18 protein-coding genes are annotated in these 15,835 nt (G+C 74.3%); 4 read left to right on the plus strand and 14 right to left on the minus strand.

What is annotated here, in order from left to right; all coding sequences use genetic code 11:
- Window positions 1-152: 152 nt before the first annotated feature.
- A complete protein-coding gene (locus ACI79U_RS20360) occupies window positions 153-344 on the minus strand; it encodes a hypothetical protein (RefSeq protein ID WP_457071131.1) in 192 nt (63 codons plus the stop codon).
- 151 nt (window positions 345-495) lie between these two features.
- Here ACI79U_RS20360 and ACI79U_RS20365 point away from each other — a divergent pair, with 151 nt between their 5' ends.
- The gene (locus tag ACI79U_RS20365) at window positions 496-1,677 is read left to right on the plus strand and encodes a diguanylate cyclase (protein WP_457071133.1); all 1,182 of its coding nucleotides are present in this window, start codon (window positions 496-498) and stop codon (window positions 1,675-1,677) included.
- A 46-nt stretch (window positions 1,678-1,723) separates the two neighbouring features.
- Window positions 1,724-3,049: a M24 family metallopeptidase gene (locus ACI79U_RS20370; protein WP_457071135.1), complete on the plus strand. Its 1,326-nt coding sequence runs from the start codon at window positions 1,724-1,726 to the stop codon at window positions 3,047-3,049.
- Here the strand turns inward: ACI79U_RS20370 and ACI79U_RS20375 are convergent.
- The 3 genes from ACI79U_RS20375 to ACI79U_RS20385 form a co-directional block, all read right to left on the minus strand.
- Window positions 3,027-3,794 (minus strand): potassium channel family protein, encoded by a 768-nt coding sequence (locus tag ACI79U_RS20375; protein ID WP_457071137.1) that lies wholly within the window; start codon window positions 3,792-3,794, stop codon window positions 3,027-3,029. The two genes, ACI79U_RS20370 and ACI79U_RS20375, sit on opposite strands and share 23 nt — an antisense overlap.
- An 18-nt stretch (window positions 3,795-3,812) precedes the next feature.
- Complete coding sequence (locus ACI79U_RS20380) at window positions 3,813-4,244, minus strand: ChaB family protein (protein WP_457071139.1); 432 nt, start codon at window positions 4,242-4,244, stop codon at window positions 3,813-3,815.
- 135 nt (window positions 4,245-4,379) lie between these two features.
- Window positions 4,380-5,519 carry an endo-1,4-beta-xylanase gene (locus ACI79U_RS20385; protein WP_457071141.1) on the minus strand — a complete coding sequence of 380 codons (1,140 nt, stop codon included), beginning with the start codon at window positions 5,517-5,519 and terminating at the stop codon, window positions 4,380-4,382.
- Window positions 5,520-5,758: 239 nt separating this feature from the next.
- On the opposite strand from ACI79U_RS20385, the gene ACI79U_RS20390 reads away from it, so the two are divergent.
- Entirely contained in the window at window positions 5,759-6,778 is a 1,020-nt protein-coding gene (locus ACI79U_RS20390; protein ID WP_457071144.1) for a LacI family DNA-binding transcriptional regulator, read from the plus strand.
- 66 nt (window positions 6,779-6,844) lie between these two features.
- Here the strand turns inward: ACI79U_RS20390 and ACI79U_RS20395 are convergent, their stop codons facing one another.
- The 3 genes from ACI79U_RS20395 to ACI79U_RS20405 form a co-directional block, all read right to left on the minus strand.
- A complete protein-coding gene (locus ACI79U_RS20395; protein WP_457071146.1) occupies window positions 6,845-7,060 on the minus strand; it encodes a hypothetical protein in 216 nt (71 codons plus the stop codon).
- A 95-nt stretch (window positions 7,061-7,155) separates the two neighbouring features.
- A complete protein-coding gene (locus ACI79U_RS20400; RefSeq protein ID WP_457071148.1) occupies window positions 7,156-7,413 on the minus strand; it encodes a DUF2795 domain-containing protein in 258 nt (85 codons plus the stop codon).
- Between the two features lie 95 nt (window positions 7,414-7,508).
- Window positions 7,509-8,639: a baeRF2 domain-containing protein gene (locus tag ACI79U_RS20405; protein ID WP_457071150.1), complete on the minus strand. Its 1,131-nt coding sequence runs from the start codon at window positions 8,637-8,639 to the stop codon at window positions 7,509-7,511.
- A gap of 163 nt (window positions 8,640-8,802) precedes the next feature.
- Here ACI79U_RS20405 and ACI79U_RS20410 point away from each other — a divergent pair, with 163 nt between their 5' ends.
- Complete coding sequence (locus ACI79U_RS20410) at window positions 8,803-9,147, plus strand: hypothetical protein (protein ID WP_457071152.1); 345 nt, start codon at window positions 8,803-8,805, stop codon at window positions 9,145-9,147.
- 61 nt (window positions 9,148-9,208) lie between these two features.
- On the opposite strand, the gene ACI79U_RS20415 is transcribed toward ACI79U_RS20410, so the two are convergent.
- The 7 genes from ACI79U_RS20415 to ACI79U_RS20445 are packed head-to-tail and all read right to left on the minus strand — an operon-like array spanning window position 9,209 to window position 15,759.
- Window positions 9,209-10,099 (minus strand): type II secretion system F family protein, encoded by an 891-nt coding sequence (locus ACI79U_RS20415; protein WP_457071154.1) that lies wholly within the window; start codon window positions 10,097-10,099, stop codon window positions 9,209-9,211.
- 2 nt (window positions 10,100-10,101) lie between these two features.
- The gene (locus ACI79U_RS20420) at window positions 10,102-11,043 is read right to left on the minus strand and encodes a type II secretion system F family protein (RefSeq protein WP_457071156.1); all 942 of its coding nucleotides are present in this window, start codon (window positions 11,041-11,043) and stop codon (window positions 10,102-10,104) included.
- Window positions 11,043-12,455, minus strand: coding sequence for a CpaF family protein (locus ACI79U_RS20425; RefSeq protein ID WP_457071158.1), 1,413 nt, complete (start codon window positions 12,453-12,455; stop codon window positions 11,043-11,045). Before ACI79U_RS20425 ends, ACI79U_RS20420 begins: the two co-directional genes overlap by 1 nt.
- Window positions 12,455-13,645: an AAA family ATPase gene (locus ACI79U_RS20430; RefSeq protein ID WP_457071160.1), complete on the minus strand. Its 1,191-nt coding sequence runs from the start codon at window positions 13,643-13,645 to the stop codon at window positions 12,455-12,457. Before ACI79U_RS20430 ends, ACI79U_RS20425 begins: the two co-directional genes overlap by 1 nt.
- Complete coding sequence (gene cpaB, locus ACI79U_RS20435; RefSeq protein ID WP_457071162.1) at window positions 13,642-14,382, minus strand: Flp pilus assembly protein CpaB; 741 nt, start codon at window positions 14,380-14,382, stop codon at window positions 13,642-13,644. Before cpaB ends, ACI79U_RS20430 begins: the two co-directional genes overlap by 4 nt.
- A 10-nt stretch (window positions 14,383-14,392) precedes the next feature.
- A complete protein-coding gene (locus ACI79U_RS20440; protein ID WP_457071164.1) occupies window positions 14,393-15,367 on the minus strand; it encodes a pilus assembly protein TadG-related protein in 975 nt (324 codons plus the stop codon).
- Entirely contained in the window at window positions 15,355-15,759 is a 405-nt protein-coding gene (locus tag ACI79U_RS20445; protein WP_457071166.1) for a TadE/TadG family type IV pilus assembly protein, read from the minus strand. The genes ACI79U_RS20440 and ACI79U_RS20445 overlap by 13 nt, the downstream gene beginning before the upstream one ends.
- Between the last annotated feature and the right edge of the window lie 76 nt (window positions 15,760-15,835).

Here is a 15,835-nt window from a genome sequence, read left to right on the forward strand (position 1 = left end):
CCCCCCCCCCCCCCCCCCCCCCCCCCCCCCCCCCACCCCCCCCCCCCCCCCCCCCCCCCCCCCCCCCCCCCCCCCCCCCCCCCCCCCCCGCTGCCGACGATCATGCCCCTCCCGGCCGTTCCCGGCCGGGCGGACCACCGGCGGGGGCCCGCTCAGCGGCGGGGCCCCTCCTCCCACTCCCGGTCGGCGGCGTCGGCCGCCTCGTTGCGCTCGGCGACCTTCGCCAGCGCCTGCTCGGCCTCCTCGCGGGTGTCGAACGGACCGAGCCGGTGCCGCTCGGCGCAGCCGTCGCGGGTCTCCACCGCGTCGTGCTTGAGGCAGTAGAACCAGGGTCCTGTGGCCACGTCGGCCTCCTCTCTCCTCGGACCGCCCCAGCCTCGCACCCGCACCCGGTCCGCGCCGCCCCGCCGGCGCCCACGCACGGACCCCCCGGTACCGGAACGGGCAGCTCAGCGGGGGGTTCTGCCGGAGCCGCCGGTGGTGCATCCTGCTGCCATGACGGGCGAGCGGGGACCGGGCACGGAGCGTCACCGACATCCGGACGACGGCGCCGCACCCTCCTCCTGGGGGGCCACCGACCACCGGGTGGCCGCCTGGTGCCTGGCCGCGCTGCTGGCCGTGGGCGCCGGGCTGGGCTCGCTCAACCTGTTCACCGACGGGGTGCTGCGCGAGGGGCCGACCCGGTGGCTGTACCTCGGTGCGATGGCCGGGCTCCTGGTGCTCGGCGTCGCGCTGGCGGTGCGCCGGCGGGTGGAGCCGGCGACGACGGCGGCGCTGGTGGTCGTCGGGGACGTCGTCTACGTCGTGGTGGCCCGCGCCGTGACCGACCCGCTGCTGTACTCCCCGCCGCTGATGCTGCTGTTCTGCTGCGCCGCCGCCGCCTGGTTCCTCGGTCCCCGGATGCTCGCCCTACACATGGCCCTGGTGGTGGTGGCCTGCGCCGCCGCGCTGGCCGGCAGCTACCCCGATGTCGCCAGCCTGGTCGTGCAGGTCGCGGTGAACGCCGTGGTGCTGGACCTGGTGACCCTGGGCGTGTTCCTGCTGCGCCGCCGGGTCGAGCGGCTGCTGACCCACACCCGGGCGCTGTCCTCGACCGATCCGCTGACCGGGCTGGCCAACCGTCGCTGCCTGGTGGAGCAGGCCCCGCGGATCTGGCGGCAGGCCCGCCGGGAGGGCCAGCGGGTGGTCTCCCTGGTGCTCGACCTGGACCACTTCAAGCGGCTGAACGACGCCTACGGCCACGCGGTCGGGGACGAGGTGCTGCGCTGCGTGGCAGCGGCCCTGGGCCGCACCGTGCGCCCGACCGACGTGCTCGCCCGCACCGGTGGCGAGGAGCTGGTGGTCATCGGGCTGGCCGGCGACCAGGCCGAGGCGCGGCAGCTGGCCGAGCGGCTGCGCACCGCGGTGGCCACCAGCACCGCCGGGCGCGACCGGGAGGTGACGGTCTCCATCGGGGTGGCGCTGACCCGCCCCGGTGACACCGAGGACCCGGCCGAGGCGCTGTGGCGGCTGGTCGACCGCGCCGACGCGGCGATGTACCGGGCCAAGAAGGGCGGGCGGGACCAGGTGGTGCTGGCCGGTGGCCACCTCGTGCCGCTCCCCCGCGACCCCCGCTCCCCCGAGCCGGAGCAGCCCTCGGCGCAGGCACCCGACGCGGCGTCCGGTGGCATGGCGTGACCGCGTCCGTGCGGTGGACCGCCGCAGGTTCTGCTTTCCTCGCCTCATGACCGTGATCACGCCGGGGCGTCCGGGCCCGGACCCGACCAGCACCGTGCCGCTGCCGCTGCGGGAGCAGGCCGACGTGCGTGACCGCTGGCTCACCCAGCGGCTGCTGGACCTGTTGCCGGCGCTGATGGACCGCGCCGGCATCGACCTGTGGGTGGTCGTGGGCCGGGAGTACAACGAGGACCCGGTGCTGCCGACGCTGCTACCGGCGACCTGGCTGTCGGCCCGGCGGCGCACCATCCTGCTGTTCCACCGCAGCGACGACGGGGTCACCGCGGCGGCCGTCTCCCGCTACCCGGTCGGGCAGTTCGAGTCGGCCTGGGAGGACGACGAGCGCCCCGGGCTCGACGCCGAGGCGTCGCAGTGGGCGTCGGTCCGCCGGTTCGTCGACCAGGCGGCGCCGCGGGCCATCGGCGTCGACGTGTCGGGGACGTTCGCGCACGCCGACGGGCTGTCCGCCACCGAGCACCGGCTGCTGATGGCCGCCCTCGGCCCGCACGCGGAGCGGGTCGTCTCCGCCGAGCAGCTGGTCGTCGGGTGGCTGGAGACCCGGCTGCCGGAGGAGATCGCGGCGCTGCGCGCGATGAACCGGCTGGTGCACGAGGTGATCGCGGAGGCGTTCTCGCCCGCGGTGATCGAGCTGGGGCGCACCACGGCGCTGGACCTCGCGTGGTGGATCCGGCAGCGGTTCGCCGACCTGGGGGTCGACCCCTGGTTCCAGCCGACGGTGGGGCTGCAGCGCGCCGGCACCCCGCTGGTCGACGAGCACGGCACGGTGCTGCCCGGCGTCCCGTACGACGCCGTCGTCGAGCCCGGCGACCTGCTGCACTGCGACGTCGGCCTCTCCAGCCTGGGCCTGACCACCGACACCCAGCGCAACGCCTACGTGCTGCGGCCCGGGGAGACCCGGCCGCCGGCCGGCCTGGCCGAGGCGCTGCGGGTGGGCAACCGGATGCAGGACCTGACGACGGCGGCGCTGCAGCCGGGGTGCACCGGCGACCAGGTGCTCGCCGCCGCCCGCGCCGCCGCGGCCGCCGCCGGGATCGACGGCGACGTCTACTCCCACCCGGTGGGCGTGCACGGGCACGGTGCCGGTCCGGCGATCGGCATGTGGGACCAGCAGGGCGGGGTGCCGGGCGCCGGTGCGGCGGTCGTGCACCCCGACACGGTCTGGGCGCTGGAGCTGTGCGTGCGGGTGCCGGTGCCGGAGTGGGGCGGTCAGCTGGTCCGGATGGGGCTGGAGCAGGGCATCGCGCTGACCACCGGCGGGGTGGAGTACCTCGACGGCCGGCAGACCGAGCTCATCGTGGTCCCGTCGCGCTGACGTCGTCGTCGCGCCGGCCGAGCTCGGCGCGCAACCGGCGCACCTCCTCGGCGAGCTGGCGCACCTCGGCCTGCAGCACCGTCCCGGCCGCGTCGGGCTCGCGGGCGTCCTGGGCGGCGTCGGCCACCCGGCCGACGAACCAGGAGGCGACCGCGGCGGTGACCACACCGAGCAGGGCGATGCCGCCGACCATCAGCAGCACCGCGACGAGCCGGCCCTCCGCGGTCACCGGGTAGGCGTCGCCGTAACCGACGGTGGTGATGGTCGCCACCGCCCACCAGACCGCGTCGCCGTAGCTGGTGATGACCGCGTCGACGGCGTCGCGCTCGGCGTCGTAGACGGCGAGGGAGGCCATGAAGGAGATCAGCAGCGCGATCAGCGCGACGTACCAGGCCACCCGGCCGTGCAGCGAGACGGTGAGCTTGCGGTCGAGCACCCGCGCGACCCGGACCAGGCTGACGATGCGCAGCGGCCGCAGCAGCGGCAGCAGCACCGCCAGGCCGTCGAGCCAGTTCCGCCGGACGAAGCGCCAGCGCTGCTCGGCCAGCACGAGCCGGATCAGGTAGTCGATGCCGAAGATCGGCCAGGCCGCCAGGGTGACCACGGTCAGCGTCGTCTGGACCCAGTCCGGGATGTCCGGGCGCAGCACCCGCCAGGCGTAGGCGGTGACGAACAGCAGGGCGACGACGACCAGCGGCCACTGGCTCGCCCGCTCGTAGCGGAGCCTGATCTCCTCCCGGTGCACCCGCTCAGTGTCGCCGGGTCACTTCTCCCGCGCCTCGGCGGTCTTCCGGTCGTTCGCCTTCTGCAGCGCGTCGGCGAGCTCGTCCTTGTCCATCTTCGAGCGGCCCGGGATGTCGGCGTCCTTGGCCAGGTCGTAGAGGTGGGACTTGCTGGCGTTCGCGTCCACGCCGCCCTTGCTGTCGTAGTCGGTGTCGGCGTTCCCCTTCGCGGACTGCTCGTCGCTGGGACCCTTCCTGCCGCCCTCCTTGGGCTCCCAGTGGTCACCGACCTTCTCGTGGGTGTGCTTCACCGCGCCCCAGGCGACCCGGTTGGCCCGCTGCTCGTCGCCGTACTCCTCGGCGGCGGAGTCGTGGGCCTTGGCGAACGTCCGCTGCGCCTTCTCGTCCGAACGCTGCAGCGTGCTGGGGATCTCGCTCTGCTTCGCGTCGCCGCTCCTGGTCGTCTTGGGCACGGTCGCACCTCCCGGTCGTCGGTCCACCAACGCCGGGACGGCTACCCGGTGGGGAGCCCGGTCAGTCACCGGGCTCCCCACCGGGCGCGGTTCAGCGGCGAGCCGGCAGGGTGGCGCGCCGGGCCGCCGCCCCGGTCACCGCCAGCCCAGCCAGCGGGCCTTGGCGAGGGTGACGGCCAGTGCCCAGTAGGCGGGCTTGCGCGTGTAGTCCTCGAACATCACGTTGGCCGCGCCGGTGCCCTCGAAGAAGACCGGCACCCAGGAGTACTTGTCGTTGAACCCCCAGATGGTGAAGGAGTTGCAGTCCTCGACCCCGAGGCAGGCCGCCAGGGCCCCGCGGTACCAGTCGGCCTGCTGGCTCAGCTGCTGCCAGGTGGGCCGGCCGTTCTCCCCGAGCGGCATCCGGACGTCGAGCTCGGTGATCGCCGTCTCCAGGCCCAGGTCGTCGAAGCGCTGCAGGTTCTCCTGCAGGGTCGCCGGGAAGGGGTACTCGAAGCTCAGGTGTGACTGGGTGGCGAAGCCGTGCAGCGGCACGCCCTGGGCCAGCAGGTCCTGGGCGAGGGCGAAGTAGGCGTCGCTCTTGGCCCCGATGTCGTCGACCGCGTAGTCGTTGAGGAACAGCGTCGCCTGCGGGTCGGCCTCGTGCGCCCAGCGGAAGGCGTCGGCGATGATGCCCGGGCCCAGCTCGCTGATCCAGATGTTCTCCGGGCGGAAGGTGGGGTTCGCCCCGTCGGTGAAGATCTCGTTGGTGACGTCCCACTGCTGGATCTTGCCGGCGTAGCGGCCGACGACGGTCTGGATGTGGTCCTTGAGGATCGCGCGCAGCTCCTCGGGGGTGAAGTCGCCCTCCTCCAGCCACTCCGGGTTCTGGCTGTGCCACAGCAGCGTGTGGCCCCGCACGACCTGCCCGTGGCGCTGGGCGAACTCGACGATCGCGTCGGCGGCGGCGAAGTCGTACCGGCCCTGCTCCGGGTGGATGAACTCCCACTTCATCTGGTTCTCCGGCGACAGCGAGCTGAACTCCCGCGCCAGGGCCTTGCGGTAGGTCTCGTCGTAGGTGAACGGGTCGGGGTAGTCCTGCTCGAGGTGGTGCCCGCCCCCGGCGACGGCGGTGCCGATCTCCAGGTCGTGCGGCGCCACGTCGCGCAGGCCGAGCCGGTCGAGGGCCTTGTGGACGCGTTGCTCCACGGCGTGGTCGGGGGCGTGGTCGGGAGCCCGGCCACGCTCCCCGGCCGCCGCCGGGGCGAGGGTGGCGCCGAGGAGGACGGGCAGCATGCCCACCCCCACCGCGCACCGGACGAACGTTCGGGACAGGGACCGCTGGGGGCGCATGGCGCAACCTCTCGTCGGCGTCGATGCCAAACCGGGAGTTTCCGGAAAGTGGTGTGCGGCACATTACGAACGCCTGACTGCCGTGACAACTGGGCATCGGCGTGTCCCGTTGTCACCCGCTCGGGGCTGGTGGCCGGGCGCGCGGGCCGTAGGGTGGACCCTTCGACGACGAGGAGGGGCCGGTGTCCGAGACGCAGGCACGCACGGTCACCATCGCGGCCATCGCGGCCGAGGCGGGGGTGTCCGTGCCGACGGTCTCGCGCGTGCTCAACGGCCGGTCCGACGTCGCCCCGCACACCCGGCAGCGGGTCGAGGCGCTGCTGCGCTCGCACGGGTACCAGCGGCGCGGCGGGCGCGCGCCGGAGACCCCCAAGCTCGTCGACCTGGTCTTCAGCGACCTGGACAGCCCGTGGGCCCTGGAGATCATCCGCGGCGTCGAGGGCGCCGTGCACGCCGAGGGGGCGGGCACGGTGATCAGCGCCATCCACCGCCGGGCCAGCGACGCCCGGGTGTGGCTGGACAACCTGCGCGCCCGGGCGAGTGACGGCGCGGTGCTGGTGACCAGCGCCCTGGACCCGGCGCTGGAGTCCGAGCTCCGCGAGCTGCACGTGCCCGCCGTGGTGATCGACCCGGCCGGCGTGCCGGCGCTCGACGTCCCGACCATCGGTGCGACCAACTGGGCCGGCGGGGTGAGCGCCACCGAGCACCTGCTGGGCCTGGGGCACCGGCGGATCGGCTACGTGGGCGGCACGGCGGAGCTGTCGTGCAGCCGGGCGCGGCTCGGCGGGTACCGGGCGGGGCTGGCCGCGGCCGGGCTGCGCGTCGACCCGGACCTGATGCTGGAGGGCGACTTCGGCTACGAGTCCGGTTTCGCCGCGGCGAGCCGGCTGCTGGCCCTCCCCGAGCCGCCGACCGCGGTGTTCGCGGCCAACGACCAGATGGCGATGGGCGTCTACGAGGCGGTCCGGCGCCGGGGGCTGCGGGTGCCAGAGGACGTCAGCATCGTCGGCTTCGACGACCTGCCGGCGGCGCAGTGGACTTCTCCGCCGCTGACCACGGTGCACCAACCGCTGGCCGAGATGGGCATGGTCGCGGCCCGCACCCTGCTGCGGCTGGTCCGCGGCGAGCCGGTGGAGAGCCCGCGGCTGGAGCTGGCCACCGAGCTGGTCGTCCGGGACAGCACCGCCCCCCCACCGGCCTGACGCACGACAGCGCCCCCGAGGAGTTCCTCGGGGGCGCTGCCGTGCACGGGGTCGGTCGGCCCGGGGTCAGTCGGCGGTGTCCGAGCTCTGCCGGTGCCCACCCTGGGCGTCGTCGGGGTCGGCGTGCACCGTGCGCTCCTCGGACTCGGCCAGGATGACCGCGGCCTGGGCCTCCGGATCGGCGCTCGGCCCGACCGAGGTCTCCTCGGGGAGCAGCTGGGCCCGCGACTCCACGTTCTCCTCGGTGACGTTGGCCCGCGCCTCCGGTGTCGGCTCCTTCATGCTCGGCACAGTGACTTCCCTCTCATCCGATGGGGCGGCCCCGTCCCGGGTCCCGCCGTGAGCCTGCGAAGGGTGGGGAGGACGGGGTCCTTCCGCTAGAAGCGGTGCTGCTCGGTGCCCATGCCGAGGGCCTCGGCGACCTCCTGGACGTTGGTGAACCGGGTGCCGGCGGGGAGCCGGCGCAGCGCCGAGACCACGTTGTCGGGGGCGTTGGCCTCCTGCGCCTTCGCAAGCAGGGCGTCGCGGTCGGCCGGCCAGACCTCCTTGCCCAGGGACTGGGAGATCTGCGCTCGCCGCTCGACGTCGGCCGGGTCGGTGCCCGGGGAGGTGGCGGGCTGGTGGGGGTCGGTCATCGGTGCTCCGTTCGTGGTGGTGCGAGGGTTCGCGGTGGTGGGGGGTTCGCGGTGGTGCGGGGTTCGTGGTGGTGCGAGGTCGGCCGGGAGTGGGGTCAGCTGGGGGTGGAGTCGTCGGTGTAGCGCAGGACGGCGGCCACCGGGATGCCGCCGGGCATCGCCGTCCGGGGGACGACGACCACGCGCGCACTGCTGCCGATCGCGGCGCGCAGCAGCGCCCGGTCGGCGGGCACGGGCTCCGCGCCGTCGACGCCGAGGGCGCGCAGCTCGTCGGCGCCGACGCCCAGCTGCAGCGGATCGGGGCCGACCAGCAGGTCGCCCTCGTCGGCGATGTCGTCGGCCAGCACCAGCTCCTCGACCTGGGCCTTGCGCAGCGCCTCGACGACCAGCTCCGTCCCGGTCACCGCGAGCCCGTGGGCGCCGGCCGCCTGCACCCGCTCGACCGCACCGGACTGCTCGTGGGCCTCGTTCTCGGCCACCAGCTCGACCGCGCGCTGCTCGATCGGCTCCCGGTCGGCCCCGGCGGCCCGGCCACCCCCGTCCATGCTCACCAGGACGTCGGAGACCTCCTTGGTGGCCTTGTCGGCGATGAGCTGCTTGGCCCGGACGTCACCGGCGAGCAGCACGAACTGCGCCTTGTGCTGCTTGACCAGGGTGTCGACCTCGCCGGCCACCTGGCCGGCGTTCTCCTCCCACTGGTTCTCGGCGGTGTGCATGTAGGTGTTGTGCGCCCAGCCACCGACCTTCACCTTGCGCATGTGGAAGGTGTCGCCGTCGACCTCGTCCTCCTCGGTGGGGTGCCCGGCGAGGGTGGCCACGGAGATGTCGGCGCCGACCCGGTCGGCGACGACGACCACGTGCGGCACCCGCCCGGCGAGCTGGCGCAGCACCGGCAGCAGCGGCGGGTGCGGTCCCCAGGAGGCCAGCGGTTCACGGGGGGCGTCGGCGAGCACCTCGTCGAACACGATCCGGCCGTCGCCGGCCACGATGAGGGCCCGGCCGCGCAGGGTGGCGATCTGCCCGCCCTCGTTGACCCGCAGCAGGCGGCTGCGGACGGCCTCGACCACCTCCTCGGGCGCCCCCTGGCCGGCCAGCTCCTCGCAGGCGGCGCGGACCCGGAGCTCCACCTCGGCATCGGCGTTCTCGGTCGTGTGGGTGACGTCCACGCAGACGGTGGCGTACGGGCCCGGGGCGGCGAACACCGGCTCCAGGAAGGACACGTCCATCAGGTGAGCAGCTCCTTCGGTCGTTCGTCTCGCGGCCCGGTGGGACCACGACGTGCGTCGTCGCGGCCTACCCACGCCCCCGGGGCTCACACCCGGTGTGTCAGTCCCGGCCCGTCGGGTAGGCGGACCGGGACACGTTGCCGCGAGGTACGAAGGAGCCGGCATGACCGAACACGAGACGCTGCCCCTGCCCGACTACGACCACCTGCCCGTGGGGAGCCTGACCTCCCGCATCCGGACGCTGGACGCCCAGCAGCTGGAGACGCTGCTGGACTACGAGCGGTCGCACGCCGACCGGGTGCAGGTGGTGCAGGCGATGACCCACCGGCTCGACGAGCTGAAGTCCGGCGCGCAGCCCTCCGGGGGCGATCCAGAGGGTGCCCAGCCCGAGCAGGCGCCGGCCCCGTCCGGCGGTTCACCGGTGTCCGAGGCGACCACCGGCCCGAAGATCAACCCGCCGTCGCAGGGCGACCCGACCAACCCGGCCCAGCCCCGCTCCACCGGCTGACCGGCCCAGTCCGGGGACATCGTGGTGACGGGCCGGCCGTCACGACCTCGAGGCGGCCGGCTCAGCCGCTGAACGCCGCCACGATGTCCATGACGGCGGGCCCGAGCAGGACGATGAACAGGGTCGGCAGGATGCAGAGGATCAACGGGAAGATCACCTTGACCGGGATCTGCATGGCCTTCTCCTCGGCCCGCTGACGGCGCTTGAGCCGCATCTCCTGCGCCTGGGTGCGCAGCACGTCGGCGATCGAGACGCCGTACTGGTCGGCTTGCACGACGGCCCGGATGAACCGGCGAAGGTCGGGGACGGCGGTGCGCTCGGCGAGGGCGAGGTAGGCGTCCCGGCGGGGCTGACCCACCGCGATGTCCTGCAGCGTGCGGACCAGCTCCTCGGCGAGCGGTCCGGTGCCGTTCTTCCCCGCCCGGGCCATCGCCGACTCGAACCCCAGCCCGGCCTCCACGGCGATGGTCATCTGGTCCAGCGTGTCGGCCAGCTCCAGGCTGATCGCCTGCTGCCGCTCCTGCCCGCGGCTGTACAGCAACAGCTCCGGCACGAAGTAGGACACGCCGGTCACCGCCACGGCGAGGAGACCGGGCAGGAGGCCGGGACGACCGGAGACGACCACGACCCCCAGGCCCGCAGCGACGGCGGCGAGCACCAGCTTCGCCGCGATGAGCCGGGGCAGCGGCCAGGCCGCCGGGCGGCCGGCGGTACCGGCCAGCCGGTTGAGCCGGGCGGCGGTGCCCCGCGGCGTCAGCGCCCGGGCCAGGCCGGCCCCCGCCCGGGAGCCGGACCGGGCCGCAGAGGCGGAGGGCAGGTCCAGACCGCGGGTGAGGTTCTCCCGTGCCTGGACGGCGGCCGGCGCGGGGCGGCTGAGGGCGGCCCAGCCGAGCAGCGGCAGCGCGAGGGCCACCGCGCCGGCGGCCGTGAGCACTGCGAGGGGCAGGTCCATGATCAGAACCGGATCGCCACGGTCTTCTTGAGCCAGAACCCGCCGACGGCCATCATCACCGCGGCCACCGCGAGCATGGCGTAGCCGGCGAGGCTCTGGGTGAACTTGGCCAGGTAGGCCGGGTTGGTCACCGAGAGGAACGCGATGATGCCGAACGGCAGCGCCATCAGCACGGTCGCCGACAGCTTCCCCTCCGCGGACAGCGCCTTCACCTGGCGGCGGATGGCGTTGCGCTCCCGGATGGTGTGACCGACCGCGTCCAGCACCTCGGCCAGGTTGCCCCCGACCTCGCGGTGGATCGCGATGGCCTGGGCGACCCAGACGAAGTCGTTGCTGCCCATGCGCTCGGCCACCTCGTCGAGGGCGTCACCGAGGTCGCGGCCCACCCGGGTCTCGTTGACGATCCGGGCGAACTCCTCCGACGTCGGCGACTCCGCCTCGTGGGACACCGAGTCGACCGCCCGGAGCAGGCTGTGCCCCGCCCGCAGGCTGCTGGCCATCAGCTGCAGGGAGTCGTCGAGCTGGTCGGCGAACGCGGCCCGCCGCCGTGCGGCCCGGACCCGCAGCAGCAGCCGGGCACCCAGTGGCCCGGCCAGGACGGCGAGGACGCCGAGCAGCGGCCCGCCCAGCAGCGCCCCGGCCGCCCCCAGGCCGAGAGTGGCCACGCCGACCAGCAGGACGAAGTCCGGCAGCGCCGTCGCGACACCTGCCCGCTCCAGAGCGGCGGTGCCCGCTGCGGCCCGGCCCCGCTTCTCCAGCACCCTGCCCACCGCCGCACCGGCGGCCGCCCCGGCACCGGCGAGCGCGGAGGAGGGCGGCGCGGTGGTCGGGTCCAGCCGGCTGAGCGGCACCCGGGCGGGGCCCGCGGGCAGGACGACGAGAGCCGTCAGGAGGAGCGCGGCCAGCACGGCCGACACCCCCAGGACGAGGAGTCCCGAGGTCATCACGACCAGCTCCGCTGGCGGGGGACCTCGGCAGCGCCGAACACCCGCGGGGAGAGCGTGATCCCGAGGTCGTCGAACTTGTCGGTGAACCGCGGGCGGACCCCGGTGGGCACCGGCTTGCCCAGGAACTTCCCGTGCGCGTCGACGCCCGCGGAGTAGTCGAAGAGGAAGGCGTCCTGCAGCGTGACCGTCTCCCCCTCCATGCCCTGGACCTCGGTGACGTGGGTGACCCGCCGGCTGCCGTCGCGCAGCCGCGATATCTGCACGACGACGTCGACGGCGGAGGCGATCTGCTCGCGGATGGCCCGCAGCGGCAGGTCCATGCCGGCCATCAGCACGAGGGTCTCCAGCCGGGCGATCGCGTCCCGCGGGGTGTTGGCGTGGACGGTGGACAGCGAGCCGTCGTGGCCGGTGTTCATCGCCTGCAGCATGTCCAGGCTCTCCCCGCCGCGGCACTCCCCCACCACGATGCGGTCGGGGCGCATGCGGAGCGAGTTCCGCACCAGGTCGCGGATGGTGATCTCACCCCTGCCCTCGATGTTGGGCGGTCGGGACTCCAGGCGGACCACGTGCTCCTGCTGCAGCTGCAGCTCGACGGCGTCCTCGATGGTGACGATCCGCTCGCCCTCGGGGATGAACGAGGACAGCACGTTGAGCAGGGTCGTCTTCCCGGTGCCGGTGCCGCCCGAGACGATCACGTTGAGCCGCGCCGCCACGCAGGCGTCCAGCAGCTCGGCCATCTCCGGTGACAGGGTGCCGAAGCCGATCAGGTCGTCGACGGTGAACGGGTCCTTGGCGAACTTGCGGATCGTGAGCGTGGAGCCGCTGAAGGCCAGCGGCGGGATGATCGCGTTGACCCGGGAACCGTCGGCCAGGCGCGCGTCGACCAGCGGCGAGGACTCGTCGATCCGCCGTCCCACCCGGGAGACGATCCGGTCGATGACCCGGCGCAGGTGCTCCTCGGAGGCGAAGCGCGACCCCGTCCGGCTGAGCCGGCCGTGCTGCTCCACGTAGATGGAGTCCGGGCCGTTCACCATGATCTCGGTGACCGCGGGGTCGTCGAGCAGCCGCTGCAGCGGGCCGTAGCCCAGGACGTCATCGGCCAGCTCGGCGGTGAGCCGCTGCCGCTCGTCGCTGCTGAGCGGGACGCTCTCCTCCTCCACCACCTCGTCGAGTTCGCCGAGCACGATGGTGCGCAGCTGGTCCTCGCTCAGACTCGGGTCGTTCATCCGGCTGCCCATGCGCTCGAACAGCGCCTTGCCGACCCGGTCCTTGAGCCGGCTCAGGGCGTCGGGGACGGGCGGACCCGCGAAGCCGGCGGCGGGCGCGGTCGGCACCGGCGCGGCCGTCGCGCCCGGTACCGGCGCGACGGCGACGCCGCGGGCGGCGTCCAGCCGGGAGGCGAGGTTCATCAGGACGCCGCCCGGTGCTTGGCGCGGACCCGGCCGGGGCTGACCAGCGGCGTGGCGGCGAACCGGGACACCAGCCGGCGCAGCTCCTTGGTCATCGGGTCGCGGCCGCCGCTCTGCAGCAGGGGCACGCCCTGGTTGGTGGACGCCGGCACGGCCGACGACCGCGGGAGGACGACGTCCACGCCGGTGCCGATCGCCGTCTCCACGTCGCGCACCGACAGCCCACCCTTGGGGTCGGCGAAGTTCATCACCACGTGCCGGCCGGCCGGGATCATGCAGAGCTCGCGGAGCACGTCGAGCTCCTTGCGCAGACCGCGCACCCCGGGCACGTCCATGCTGCTGAGCATCACGACGTCGGTGGCCCGGTCCAGGGCGGCGAGCGTCTGTTCGGAGAGACCCGGAGCGGTGTCGACCAGGACGTAGCGGAACTCGCGGGCCAGCGAGGTGAGCAGCGCGGTGACGTCCGCGGCGGAGACGGTGTCGCCGGCCGCCGGGGAGTCCGACCCGCACACGGCGTACAGCCCGCTGGGGTGACGGGTCAGGAAGGTCTTGAGGACCATGGTGTCCTGGCTCGCCGGGCCGTGCACGGCGTCGGGCAGCGTGTGCTCGGGCGCCAGCCCGAGTGCCGAGGCGACGTCGCCGAACTGCACGTCCAGGTCGACCAGCACCGTGGACTGCGGTGCGGAGGCGGTCAGCCCGATGGCCAGGTTGGTCGCCACCGTCGTCTTGCCCACCCCGCCCTTCGGGGAGGCCACGGTGATCACCCGGCCCGTGTAGCGGCTGGTGTCGTCGGCCGGGCGCAGCGCCCGCCGCCGGCCGGCCGCGGCCTGCGCGGCCCGCTCGATCGCCGTCCGGATCTCCCCGACGTCGGCACCGGGGTCCAGCAGGTCGCGGATGCCGGCCCGCATGGCGGCCTGCCACAGCTCCGGTTCCGGCCGGTTGATGAGCACCACGCTGATCCCGGGGCACTGCGTGTCCATCCGGGCAGCCAGCCCGAGCACCTCGGCAGCCGGCGCCCCCGGGCCGATCATCAGCACCTCCGGCAGCTCGCCGTCGGTGAGCTGCTCGAACAGCCGCGCCGGGTCGCCGGGCAGCCGGCCGGCGGGCAGCACGTGCACGTCGCCGTCGGCGGCGGCGGACACCCGCCGGGCGAGGTCGTCGTCGGACGCGGCGAGGACGACGCGGCTCATGACCAGTCCTTTCCGTACACGTTGTCCGGCGTGACGACCTCGGTGCCGTCGATGTCGGCGCCGTCGGGTTCCAGCGAGAGCCAGAGGGTGCCGTGCTCGGCGCCGAAGACGACGCCCTCGGCCTGCTCGGCGGTGACCGCCAGGGTGACCATCAGGCTGGCCGCCGGCGCCGCGGACCCGGCGGACGCGGTCTCGACGTCGGCGGCCTCCCCGACCGGCGCCGGGGCGCCCTGCACCTGGGTGACCAGCACCCGGTGCAGGACCACGTGCGTGCTGGGCGGATCACCCAGGGACACGAAGACCCCGACCGTGTCACCGGCGGCGAGCCGGCCGCCCACGGCCCGCTGGGGCTCCAGCAGCACGCTGACCTCCTGGGCGCCGGCCGGGACGGCGACCGTCCCGGGGGCCTGCAGCTGGTCCGCGCGGGCGAAGCGGGCGGCGAGCAACTGCTCCCCCGGCTGCAGGTCCACGGTGGCCACCTGGCCGGCCAGGTCGGCGAGGTCGGTGACCCGGCCCTCCACCGCGGCCCGGGCCGGCACCTGGTCCTGCCGGATCAGGGCTGCCAGCTCGGGAGCCCCCGTCCCTGCGGGGACGAGCCGGTCCACGACCAGCACGTCCACGGTCTGCACCCCGGCCAGGGCACGGGTGTCGGCGCCGCGCACGTAGGCCACCAGGACCACCGTGCCGGCGAGGGCGAGGACCAGGGCCGCGCAGGCGGCCAGCAGTCGGCGTCTCACAGGAGGGCCCCTATCGGATGAGTCGGAGGATGTTGGTGCCGAGCGCGGGCGCGTCGGAGCTGTAGGTGAAGGCCTCGGAGAGATCGACGAAGCGGGTGAAGTAGCCGCTCACGCAGCGGTCGTTCCCGGAGCACGGCTTCGGGCTGGTGGAGAACTGGCCGCCGAAGTGGAAGCCGGTGAGCCGGAAGGCCGCGTAGCCGTAGACCTCGTACCACGCGTTGTTCCCCGTGCCGTCGTACTCGTCGAAGATCGGCAGGAGCACGGTCCGGTCGATCCACTGCGTCACGTCCGCCGCGGAGCACGACGAGGGCGGGGTGTTGCCCGTCGAGGAGTAGGAGCGCTGCTCGACGGCGCTTGCCGCGCTGCACACGCCCGGGTCGGTGTCCAGGTACCCGAACCCGCCCGGCACGAAGTTGCCCGAGGGACCGGTGCACGACATCGCGTCCGCGGTCCCCTTGGTCAGGGTGATCGTGTGCACGGTGGTCGCCGACGGCAGGCCGCCGTGGGTCTGCCGCTCGAACTCGCACCACGAGAAGGTCAGCGGCAGCACCGCCGTGCCGGCGTCCGGGCTGCCCCAGCCGACGGTGGCCGAGGCGGTCACCCCGGTGGCGTCGTGCCCGATCACCGGCGCGAACCAGTGCTGCACCGGGGTGCTGCCGGTGACGCTGACGCTCAGCGGGTCGCTCGACAGCGCCGGCGGGGCGGCGCTGGCGTCGCCGTCGTTGGCTGCCACCACGGCCGACGCGGTCGCGACCATGTCCCCGCAGGCTCCGCGGGCGCAGTCCTGGGCGACGGCGAAGGCGGCCGCGTCGGCCGCGACCTGAAGCCGGGCCCGCTCGGCGTAGAGCGCGCCGACGTCGACCGCGATCGCGGCGAAGCCGAGCATCGGGACCATCAGCAGCGACAGCACGACGGCGGCGGCCCCGTGCTCGTCGCCGAGCCGGCGCGCCGTCCGGGAGGCGACCCGGGAGATCAGCCGTTGCACCGCATGACCCCCTTGGCGCTCAGGCTCAGACCCGAGCCGAAGAACCCGGTCAGGTAGGGCTTGGGGTAGCTGATGGTCACGCTCACGTACGTGCTGCCGCCGGTGCCGCCGATGAGCGGGCACGACGCGGGCGTGATGGTGATCTGCGCGTCGGTGATGTCCGGGTCCAGCGTGGCGGCTGCACCGCGGACGGCGGTGCGGGCGGCGGCCTGGTCGTTCTGCAGGGCCATCGCCCGGGCACCTTCACGAGCAGCCGCGGACAGCGTCCCCTGCACCGAGAAGGCGTGACCGAACTCGGCGATGCCGAGGACGAGCGCGATGAGCAGCGGGACGATCATCGCGAACTCCACCGCACTCGCCCCGCGCTCCTCGCGCAGCCGGCGTCCGACCATGTCCCACCTCCTCATCCGTACGTCGTGGGTCTGCGTGTGTGCAGCGGCGCGGCGGCCTCCCGGAGGAGGCCGCCGC

The organism is Modestobacter sp. SYSU DS0904, assembly GCF_054051115.1.

Coding starts and splice junctions, on each gene's coding strand:
- ACI79U_RS20385 (WP_457071141.1), bottom strand. CDS start 5,519: ATGCTGCCCGTCCTCCTCGGCGCCACCCTCGCCCCGGCGGCGGCCGGG.
- ACI79U_RS20370 (WP_457071135.1), top strand. CDS start 1,724: ATGACCGTGATCACGCCGGGGCGTCCGGGCCCGGACCCGACCAGCACC.
- ACI79U_RS20395 (WP_457071146.1), bottom strand. CDS start 7,060: ATGAAGGAGCCGACACCGGAGGCGCGGGCCAACGTCACCGAGGAGAAC.
- ACI79U_RS20365 (WP_457071133.1), top strand. CDS start 496: ATGACGGGCGAGCGGGGACCGGGCACGGAGCGTCACCGACATCCGGAC.
- ACI79U_RS20400 (WP_457071148.1), bottom strand. CDS start 7,413: ATGACCGACCCCCACCAGCCCGCCACCTCCCCGGGCACCGACCCGGCC.
- ACI79U_RS20415 (WP_457071154.1), bottom strand. CDS start 10,099: ATGGACCTGCCCCTCGCAGTGCTCACGGCCGCCGGCGCGGTGGCCCTC.
- ACI79U_RS20420 (WP_457071156.1), bottom strand. CDS start 11,043: ATGACCTCGGGACTCCTCGTCCTGGGGGTGTCGGCCGTGCTGGCCGCG.
- ACI79U_RS20425 (WP_457071158.1), bottom strand. CDS start 12,455: ATGAACCTCGCCTCCCGGCTGGACGCCGCCCGCGGCGTCGCCGTCGCG.
- ACI79U_RS20430 (WP_457071160.1), bottom strand. CDS start 13,645: ATGAGCCGCGTCGTCCTCGCCGCGTCCGACGACGACCTCGCCCGGCGG.
- ACI79U_RS20410 (WP_457071152.1), top strand. CDS start 8,803: ATGACCGAACACGAGACGCTGCCCCTGCCCGACTACGACCACCTGCCC.
- ACI79U_RS20445 (WP_457071166.1), bottom strand. CDS start 15,759: ATGGTCGGACGCCGGCTGCGCGAGGAGCGCGGGGCGAGTGCGGTGGAG.
- ACI79U_RS20405 (WP_457071150.1), bottom strand. CDS start 8,639: ATGGACGTGTCCTTCCTGGAGCCGGTGTTCGCCGCCCCGGGCCCGTAC.